10 protein-coding genes are annotated in these 8,673 nt (G+C 66.0%); 6 read left to right on the top strand and 4 right to left on the bottom strand.

Annotated features, from left to right (window positions below; genetic code table 11):
* Positions 1 to 24 precede the first annotated feature (24 nt).
* Genes N415_RS24000 through N415_RS23985 form a run of 4 tightly spaced genes read right to left on the bottom strand, consistent with a single transcriptional unit; the run spans position 25 to position 3,605 of the window.
* Entirely contained in the window at positions 25 to 462 is a 438-nt protein-coding gene (locus tag N415_RS24000; protein WP_068187384.1) for a carboxymuconolactone decarboxylase family protein, read from the bottom strand.
* Between the two features lie 11 nt (positions 463 to 473).
* A complete protein-coding gene (locus N415_RS23995) occupies positions 474 to 1,328 on the bottom strand; it encodes an NAD(P)-dependent oxidoreductase (protein WP_068187382.1) in 855 nt (284 codons plus the stop codon).
* A 48-nt stretch (positions 1,329 to 1,376) separates the two neighbouring features.
* Positions 1,377 to 2,126 (bottom strand): SDR family oxidoreductase, encoded by a 750-nt coding sequence (locus tag N415_RS23990; RefSeq protein ID WP_068187380.1) that lies wholly within the window; start codon positions 2,124 to 2,126, stop codon positions 1,377 to 1,379.
* A gap of 9 nt (positions 2,127 to 2,135) precedes the next feature.
* Entirely contained in the window at positions 2,136 to 3,605 is a 1,470-nt protein-coding gene (locus N415_RS23985) for an aldehyde dehydrogenase (RefSeq protein WP_068187378.1), read from the bottom strand.
* Positions 3,606 to 3,804: 199 nt separating this feature from the next.
* On the opposite strand from N415_RS23985, the gene N415_RS23980 reads away from it, so the two are divergent.
* Genes N415_RS23980 through N415_RS23955 form a run of 6 tightly spaced genes read left to right on the top strand, consistent with a single transcriptional unit; the run spans position 3,805 to position 8,574 of the window.
* Positions 3,805 to 4,410 (top strand): TetR/AcrR family transcriptional regulator, encoded by a 606-nt coding sequence (locus tag N415_RS23980; RefSeq protein WP_152531546.1) that lies wholly within the window; start codon positions 3,805 to 3,807, stop codon positions 4,408 to 4,410.
* Entirely contained in the window at positions 4,407 to 5,618 is a 1,212-nt protein-coding gene (locus tag N415_RS23975) for a cytochrome P450 (RefSeq protein ID WP_068187374.1), read from the top strand. Before N415_RS23980 ends, N415_RS23975 begins: the two co-directional genes overlap by 4 nt.
* A complete protein-coding gene (locus N415_RS23970) occupies positions 5,619 to 6,443 on the top strand; it encodes an SDR family oxidoreductase (RefSeq protein WP_068187372.1) in 825 nt (274 codons plus the stop codon). It begins immediately after the preceding gene.
* Positions 6,440 to 7,795 carry a cytochrome P450 gene (locus N415_RS23965; RefSeq protein WP_068187370.1) on the top strand — a complete coding sequence of 452 codons (1,356 nt, stop codon included), beginning with the start codon at positions 6,440 to 6,442 and terminating at the stop codon, positions 7,793 to 7,795. Before N415_RS23970 ends, N415_RS23965 begins: the two co-directional genes overlap by 4 nt.
* Positions 7,796 to 7,807: 12 nt before the next feature.
* Positions 7,808 to 8,017, top strand: coding sequence for a ferredoxin (locus N415_RS23960; RefSeq protein WP_068107848.1), 210 nt, complete (start codon positions 7,808 to 7,810; stop codon positions 8,015 to 8,017).
* 2 nt (positions 8,018 to 8,019) lie between these two features.
* On the top strand, positions 8,020 to 8,574 hold the full coding sequence (locus N415_RS23955) for a hypothetical protein (protein ID WP_068187368.1): 555 nt from the start codon (positions 8,020 to 8,022) through the stop codon (positions 8,572 to 8,574).
* The last annotated feature ends 99 nt before the right edge of the window (positions 8,575 to 8,673 follow it).

Raw genomic sequence — 8,673 nt, 5'->3', positions numbered from 1 at the left:
CGATTTTGCGTCTGCTCGGCGAAGCTAGTCGGAAGCGTTGCCCGAGTGCATCTTCAGCGCGGCGTCGACATTGGCCTTCTTGTCCTCGCCGGCACCCTTCGCGGCGGCCTTCTTGCGCTTGGCCACGACGGCATCGACCGCGCCGTTGAGCGCCGAGCCGAGCGGGAACCCGAGGTAATGGGTCAGGAAGACGGCCATCTCTTTCAGTTCGGTCTCGCTGAGTTCCCCGTTGAGCAGCGCGGCGTTGATCTGGATCTCGGCGAGGTCGCGATTTCCGACCGCGGTCACCGCGGTCAGGGTCATGATGCGCTTGTCGCGCATCGACAGCCCGGGGCGGGTCCAGATGCTGCCGAACAGGTGGTCGACGGTCAGGTCGAAGTAGGGGTCGCCCTCGATGTTGGGCATCTCCCAGCCGTAGACCTCGTTCATCTTCTCGAGGCCCTTGCGGCGCAGCTCGTCCATGAGCCCTCCAATCAGTCCGACGCGGTGTGCGGCAGCCCCAGGCCGGCCGCCAGGTTTTCAAATGCCAGCTGAGCCAGCGGCAGGTCGACCGACAACGCCTCACCCAAACCTAGCGCCAGGCTGAGGTCCTTCTCCCCGAGCCCACGGGTGTGCATGAACGGCTGGTACAGGAAGTTCTCCGGCTCGAGGTCTTTCATGTTCTCGCGCACCATGATCGCCCCCGGCCCACTGGTGAGCGCATCGGTGTGGCGGACCACCCGGCCCAGCGCCTGCAGATCCAGCCCCGCCGCCTCGGCCAGTTTCATGGCCTCGCAGGCCGCCGCGAAGCCGGTGAATGTCAACATATTGCGGGCCAGCTTCATTCGTGTACCTGCGCCCGGCTCGCCGGCATGGACGACCATCGCGGCCCAGTGCTTGAACGCCGGCTTGATCCGTTCGTACACCTCACGATCGGCCCCCACCATGGTGGCGAGCTCGCCCTTCGCGGCGGCGGCCGCGCCACCGCTGACGGGCGCATCGACGACGTGAATGTCGCGCGGTTTCAGTTCGCGGGCCAATTCGACGGCGGTGGTGTCGTTGATGGTCGAGTGGATCGCGATGACCGTGCCGGGCTTGGCGTGTGCCGCGAGCTCACCGACGACCTCGCGCACCTGCGCATCGTCCAGGACGGTGACATGGATGATGTCGGCCGCAGCCACGTCGGCGACGCTGTCGGCAAGGGTGGCGCCCTTCTCGGCCAGCGGCGTCATGGCCTCGGTCCGAATGTCGTAGACCGTCACCCCGCCGGGCCATTCCGTCATCTTGGTGGCCATGGGCGCGCCCATGTTGCCAAGGCCGATGTAGCCCAGGCGCAAGTGCTCAGTCATTTGCGCCGCTCCTCCTAATCGCTGCGCTCTGCATCGTCGCCGGCGCGGTCATGACCGAATTATCTGCCCGCCGTCGACATTGAAAACCTGCCCGGTGATCCACGACGCCTCGTCGGACAGCAGGAACAGGCACATCCCGACGACGTCGTCGGGAGTTCCCATCCGCGACAGCGGCAGCCCCTTGACGATGTCGGCGACCATCTCTTGCGGCGTGGTGGTCCGGTTGGCCTCGGTGTCGATGGGGCCCGGCGCGATCGCGTTGATGCGGATGTTCTGCCCGCCGAGTTCGCGCGAGAGCTGTTGGGTCAGGCCGTTGATGCCGACCTTGGCCAATGCGTAAAAGTTGGCGTAAAGCCATGCCGCAGTGGAGGACTGGTTGACAATCGCCCCGCCGCCACGTTTGGCCATCTTCTTGTACACGGCGCGGGTGCACCACAGGGCGCCGTCGAGATTCACGCTCATGAACTTCTTGTAGTACTCGGGGTCGACGGTCAGCAGGAAGTCCAGCTTCATGCCGCCAAATATCGCGGCGTTGTTCACCAGGTAGTCGATGCCGCCGAACTCTGCTAGCGTGCGGTCGGCCATCTCCTTGGCCGACAACGGATCCGACACGTCGACGGGTAGGGCCAGCGCCGTACCGCCCTCGCCCTTGATCCCGTCGGCCACCTTCTCAGCGCCCTGCACGTTGATGTCGGCGACGACGACGGCCGCGCCCTCGCGGGCCAGCGCCTCGGCGTAGGCCTGGCCGATGCCACCGCCCGATCCGGTGACGATGGCAACCCTGTTTTCGAACCGCATGCCGCTCCTCTAGCTAACCGCTGTCGCAATGGTTTTGATTTCCAGGTATTCCTCGAACCCGGCCAGGCCCATCTCGCGGCCGTTGCCGGACTGCTTGTACCCGCCGAACGGCGCGTCGGCCGAGTACCAGACGCCGCCGTTGACGTTGATGGTGCCGGCCCGGATCCGCGCGGCAACCCCCGCGGCCCGCTCGGGGTCGGCGCCAAAGACGGTGCCCGACAAGCCGTATGGCGAGTCGTTGGCGATGCGCACGGCGTCGTCGTCGCCGTCGTAGGGGATGACGGTGAGCACCGGCCCGAAGATCTCCTCCCGGGCGACGCGGGCGTCGTTGCCGAGGCCGGCGATCACGGTGGGTTCGATGAAGAAGCCGACCTCGCGGTCCGCCGGGCGGCCGCCGCCGCACGCGAACGTCCCACCCTCGGCGACGGCCGAGTCCAGGTAGCCCTGCACCCGATCACGCTGCCGCGCCGAAATCAACGGCCCGCAAATGGTTCCCGCGTCGTTGGGGTCTCCGGCCTTGATCCCGCCCACCGTGGCGGCCGCGATGGACACGGCCTCGTCGTAGCGGGTCCGCGGCACCAGCAGCCGGGTGGTGATCGCGCACCCCTGCCCGGCATGCATGCACACGGAGAACCCCGCGACCCCGACCGCACCGCCGAGGTCGGCGTCGTCGAGCACGATGAACGCCGATTTGCCGCCCAGCTCCAGGAACACCTTCTTGATGGTGGCAGCGCCGTCGGCCATCACACTGCGCCCGGTGGCCGTCGACCCGGTGAACGAAACCATGTCCACCCGTGGATCTTTGGCGAGCAGCGCTCCGACGGCGTGATCGCTGGAGGTCACGATGTTGACCACGCCGGGCGGGAAGTCGGTGTGTTCGGCGATGAGCTCGCCCAATACCGCTGCGCACCAGGGCGTGTCGGGAGCGGGCTTCAGGACGACGGTGTTGCCCGCGGCCAGCGCGGGGCCCAGCTTCGCGAGGTTGATCTGGTGGGGGAAGTTCCACGGCGTGATGGCGCCGACGACCCCGACGGCCTCGCGCGCGATCGTGCGCCGGGTGGGGATTCCCATCGGCGACGCCTCACCGAGATCCTGATTCCACACGTAGGACTCGGCCGTGTCGGCCGCGAACGCCAGGTCGTTGACCGGGACCTCGAGCTGGGCGATGGCGGTGAGCATCCGCGGCGCGCCGACCTCGGCGATGGTGATGTCGCGCAGCTCCTCGAGGTGGGCTTGCATGGCGTCGCGCAGCTGGCGCACGCACCGCACCCGCAGCTCGGTGTTGCGCGACCAGTCCGTGTCGTCGAAGGCCCGCCGCGCCGCATCGATGGCGCGCCCCATGTCGTCGGCGTCGGCGTCGGCGGCGACCCCCAGCACTTCCTCGGTTGCCGGGTTGATCGTCGGGAAGGTGCCCGCGTTGCCCGGTGCCAGTTTGCCGTCGATGAACAATGCGCTCGCGCCGTCGGCCAGTAACGCCATATCTCCCGCTCCCGAATAGTCATGGCAGGTGGACAGTTGTCCGATCGAACCCTAGCCGCCGGGCGGTCCGGGGTGCAAGGGCCGATGTCTTCGGCGACTGCCGAGCAGCGCGATATACCGCGTTAAGCTGGGTGTTCACAACTCGCGCTTGCTTCCTGTCGCCGACTTCCGATAACGTGGACACGTGTCCAGCGATGCCCTGGTTACCGTCGCATCCCAGGCCGACCAGCAGACCGAAGAGCCGGTGCGCAACCGCCGCCAGGAAGAGACGTTCCGCAAGGTGCTCGCCGCCGGCATCGAAACCCTGCGCGAGAAGTCCTACGCCGACCTGACCGTCCGCGCGGTGGCCGCCCGGGCCAAGGTCGCCCCGGCCACCGCCTACACCTACTTCTCGTCGAAGAACCACCTGATCGCCGAGGTCTACCTCGACCTGGTGCGGCGGGTCCCGTACTTCACCGACGTGAACGAAACCATGCAGACCCGCGTGGACAAGGCGTTGCGCCAACTCGCCCTCGTGGTGGCCGACGAACCGGAGGTCGCCGCGGCGTGCACGACGGCACTGCTGTCGGGCGGCGCCGATCCGGCGGTGCGAACGGTGCGCGATCGCATCGGCGCCGAAATCCACCGGCGCATCACCTCGGCGATCGGCCCCGACGCCGACCCGCTGACGGTATCCGCGCTCGAGATGACGTTTTTCGGCGCGCTGGTCAACGCCGCCAGCGGTGCCTACACCTACCACCAAATCGCCGACCGTCTCGGCTATGTCGTCGGCCTCATCCTGCCCCGCCCCGGAGAAGAGCAATGACCGTACAGACCGAAAAGCCGGTCTTGGATCCCTACGACTACGACTTCCACGAAGATCCGTACCCGTATTACAAGCGACTTCGCGATGAGGCCCCGCTGTATCGCAACGCGGAGCTGAAGTTCTGGGCGTTGTCGCGGCATCAAGACGTTCTGCAGGGATTCCGCAACAGCACAACGCTTTCCAACAAATACGGTGTCTCGCTGGATCCGGCGTCGCGCGGCCCGCACGCCAGCAAGACCATGTCGTTTCTGGCGATGGACGATCCAGCTCACCTGCGTCTTCGGACACTGGTCTCAAAAGGCTTCACCCCGCGCCGGATTCGCGAACTCGAGCCCCGCGTCACCGAGATTGCGACGCGGCACCTGGACACCATGCTGGAAAAGTCCAGGGGCGGCGCCGTTGATTACATCGACGAGTTCGCCGGGAAGCTGCCCATGGACGTCATCTCCGAGCTGATGGGCGTTCCCGAGCCGGATCGAGCACAAGTGCGGGCGTGGGCCGACGGCGTGATGCACCGCGACGAGGGCGTTACGGACGTCCCGCCGGAGGCCGTCGAGGCCTCCATCAACCTCATCGTCTACTACCAGGGAATGGTGGCAGAGCGGCGCAAGAAGCTGACCGATGATCTGACGTCGGCGCTGCTGGAGGCCGAGATCGACGGCGACCGCCTCACCGACGACGAGATCCTCGGCTTCATGTTCCTCATGGTGATCGCCGGCAACGAGACGACCACCAAACTCCTTGCCAACGCCGCCTTTTGGGGCCACAAGAACCCCGCCCAGCTAGGGCCGGTCTACGCCGATCTGTCCCGGGTTCCGCTGTGGGTCGAGGAGACGCTGCGTTATGACACCTCCAGCCAGATCCTGGCCCGCACCGTGTCGGGAGAGCTCACCCTCTACGACACCACGATCCCGGAGGGCGACGTCCTGCTGCTGCTGCCCGGTTCCGGGCATCGTGACGAGCGGGTCTTCGACAAGCCCGACGACTTCCTGATCGGTCGCGAAATCGGGCCCAAGCTACTGAGTTTCGGTAGCGGCGCGCACTTCTGCCTGGGCGCCCACCTCGCCCGGATGGAGGCCAGGGTGGCGCTGACCGAGTTGTTCAAGCGGATCCGCGGATATGAGGTAGACGAGGCCAACGCCGTCCGCGTCCACTCCAGCAACGTCCGCGGATTCGCTCACCTACCGATCACCGTGGAGGTCCGCTGAATGCCCCGCTTTGACCCGTTGCCCGAACGCCGGCCCACGATCGTAGCCGGCGCATCCTCGGGGATCGGGGAGGCCACCGCCATCGAACTCGCGGCGCACGGCTTCCCCGTCGCCCTGGGGGCGCGCCGGGTGGAAAAGCTCAACGACATCGTCGGCAAGATCAACGCCGAGGGCGGCGAGGCGGTCGGATTCCACCTCGACGTCACCGACCCAAACTCGGTGAAATCCTTTGTCGCGCAGTCGGTCGACGCGCTCGGCGACATCGAGGTGCTGGTGACCGGCGCGGGTGACACCTACTTCGGAAAGCTCGCCGAGATCACCACCGACGAGTTCGAATCACAGCTGCAGATCCACCTCGTCGGCGCCCACCGGTTGGCCGCCGCGGTCCTGCCGGGCATGCTCGAACGTCAGCGCGGCGACCTCATCTTCGTCGGCTCCGACGTGGCCCTGCGCCAGCGGCCGCACATGGGCGCCTACGGCGCGGCCAAGGCCGCGCTCCTCGCGATGGTCACCAACTTCCAGATGGAGCTCGAGGGCACCGGCGTGCGGGCCTCGATCGTGCACCCCGGCCCGACAAAGACATCAATGGGATGGAGCCTGCCGGCCGAGAAGATCGGCCCCGCCCTGGAGGATTGGGCCAAGTGGGGCCAGGCCCGCCACGACTACTTCCTGCGCGCGGCGGACCTGGCGCGGGCCATCACGTTCGTCGCCGAGACGCCGCGCGGTGGCTTCATCGCAAACATGGAGCTCCAGCCCGAAGCGCCGTTGGCCGACAACAAACATCGCCAGAAATTGGCTCTCGGCGAAGAGGGGATGCCGTCATGACGACCACCGCCATCGTGCCCCGGGTTTCCGGCGGCGAAGAAGAGCACGGTCATCTGGAGGAATTCCGCACCGACCCAATCGGTTTGATGCAACGCGTGCGCGACGAGTGCGGCGACGTCGGCTGGTTCCAGTTGGCCGGCAAGCACGTCATCTTGCTGTCCGGTGCTAATGCCAACGAGTTCTTCTTCCGCTCCGCCGATGAGGACCTGGACCAGGCCGAGGCCTATCCGTTCATGACGCCGATCTTCGGCAAGGGCGTGGTGTTCGACGCCAGCCCCGAGCGGCGCAAGGAGATGCTGCACAACTCGGCGCTGCGCGGTGAGCAGATGAAGGGCCACGCCGCCACCATCGAGGGCGAAGTCAAGAAGATGATCGCGAACTGGGGCGACGAGGGCGAGATCGAGCTGCTCGACTTCTTCGCCGAGCTGACCATCTACACCTCGACGGCCTGCCTGATCGGGCTGAAGTTCCGCGAGCAGCTCGACCACCGGTTCGCGGAGTACTACCACATGCTGGAGCGCGGCACCGACCCGCTGTGCTACGTCGACCCCTACCTGCCGATCGAGAGTTTCAAGCTCCGCGACGAGGCACGCGTGAAACTCGTTGCGCTGGTGCAGGAAATCATGGATCAGCGAATCGCGAACCCGCCCAAGGACAAGGCCGACCGCGACATGCTCGACGTGCTGGTCTCGATCAAGGACGAGGAGGGCAACCTGCGCTTCTCGGCCGACGAGGTCACCGGGATGTTCATCTCGCTGATGTTCGCCGGGCACCACACCAGCTCGGGAACCTCCGCATGGACCCTGATCGAGCTGATCCGCCATCCCGAGGTGTACGCCGAGGTGCTGGCCGAGCTCGACGAGCTGTACGCCGACGGTCAGGAGGTGAGTTTCCATGCGCTGCGCTCGATTCCGAAGCTGGACAACGTGGTGAAGGAAACCCTGCGATTGCACCCGCCGCTGATCATCCTGATGCGGGTCGCCAAGGGCGAGTTCGAGGTCGAAGGCTTCCCGATTCACGACGGTGACTACGTCGCGGCCTCCCCGGCGATCTCGAATCGGATTCCCGAGGACTTTCCCGAGCCAGACGCCTTCAACCCCGACCGCTATAACAAGCCCGAGCAGGCCGACATCGTCAACCGCTGGACCTGGATTCCGTTCGGCGCGGGCCGACACCGCTGCGTCGGCGCCGCGTTCGCCCAGATGCAGATCAAGGCGATCTTCTCGGTCCTGTTGCGCGAGTACGAGTTCGAAATGGCGCAGCCCGCCGACAGCTACCACAACGACCACTCCAAGATGGTCGTCCAGCTCGCCCGGCCGGCCAAGGCCCGCTACCGCAAGCGCAGCGCGTAAGGAGTCAGTCCCATGGGCGGATTCAGGATCGAAGCGGATCTGGATTTGTGTCAGGGCCACGCCATGTGTGAATTGGAGGCGCCGGACTACTTCCGGGTGCCCAAGCGGGGCAAGGTCGAGATCCTCGACCCCGAACCGCCCGAAGACGCCCGCGACGAAGTCGAGCGCGCGGTCGCTATGTGCCCAACGCAAGCACTATTCATCAAAGAGAAAGAAGACTGACAATGACGTCGGAGCCGTCACACTCACGCGCGGAACTCGAGGCATGGGTCGACCGCTGGCTGCAGGCCAACCGGGACTGCGAAAAGGCCGGTGACTGGAAGCCGCTGGCGGACTTCTACGCCAAGGACGCCACCTACGGCTGGAACATCGGTCCCAAGGAGGACGTGATGTGCGTGGGCGTCGACGAGATCCGCGACATCGCGCTCGGCCTGGAGATGGAGGGCCTGGAGAACTGGGTCTACGAGTACCAGAAGGTACTCATCGACGAGAAGCAGGGCGAGATCGTCGGCTTCTGGAAGCAGATCGTCAACAAGGCCGACGGCACCCAGGATGAGATCTACGGCATCGGCGGCAGTTGGTTCCGCCTGAACGGCGACCAGCTCATCGAGTGGCAGCGCGATTTCTTCGACTTCGGTCACGTCGCGAAGATGTTCGCGACCCTGATCGAGTCCGGCGACCTGTCCGCGGGCATGCAGAAGCGCATCGAGCGCAGCCTGGCCGGCGAGAAACTTCCCGGCTACTACCCGCTCGGACAGGCTCCGGTACCCATCTGGTGATCTCCCCACCGGTTGGTGGTCCCCCCCTTGTCGACAGCCCGGTGATGCAGGTCATAATGGTCTGCGAATGAGAACACGTTCTAAATTGCCGTCCGGCAC

The organism is Mycobacterium sp. UM_CSW (genome assembly GCF_000455205.1).
In the GTDB taxonomy this organism is placed as follows: Bacteria; Actinomycetota; Actinomycetes; order Mycobacteriales; family Mycobacteriaceae; genus Mycobacterium.
This window is presented reverse-complemented; position numbering and strand designations above follow the sequence as displayed.

What these genes read in the sequence shown, in the direction of transcription:
- N415_RS24000 (WP_068187384.1), bottom strand. Translation starts at nt 462, where the DNA reads ATGGACGAGCTGCGCCGCAAGGGCCTCGAGAAGATGAACGAGGTCTAC.
- N415_RS23995 (WP_068187382.1), bottom strand. Translation starts at nt 1,328, where the DNA reads ATGACTGAGCACTTGCGCCTGGGCTACATCGGCCTTGGCAACATGGGC.
- N415_RS23990 (WP_068187380.1), bottom strand. Translation starts at nt 2,126, where the DNA reads ATGCGGTTCGAAAACAGGGTTGCCATCGTCACCGGATCGGGCGGTGGC.
- N415_RS23985 (WP_068187378.1), bottom strand. Translation starts at nt 3,605, where the DNA reads ATGGCGTTACTGGCCGACGGCGCGAGCGCATTGTTCATCGACGGCAAA.
- N415_RS23975 (WP_068187374.1), top strand. Translation starts at nt 4,407, where the DNA reads ATGACCGTACAGACCGAAAAGCCGGTCTTGGATCCCTACGACTACGAC.
- N415_RS23970 (WP_068187372.1), top strand. Translation starts at nt 5,619, where the DNA reads ATGCCCCGCTTTGACCCGTTGCCCGAACGCCGGCCCACGATCGTAGCC.
- N415_RS23965 (WP_068187370.1), top strand. Translation starts at nt 6,440, where the DNA reads ATGACGACCACCGCCATCGTGCCCCGGGTTTCCGGCGGCGAAGAAGAG.
- N415_RS23960 (WP_068107848.1), top strand. Translation starts at nt 7,808, where the DNA reads ATGGGCGGATTCAGGATCGAAGCGGATCTGGATTTGTGTCAGGGCCAC.
- N415_RS23955 (WP_068187368.1), top strand. Translation starts at nt 8,020, where the DNA reads ATGACGTCGGAGCCGTCACACTCACGCGCGGAACTCGAGGCATGGGTC.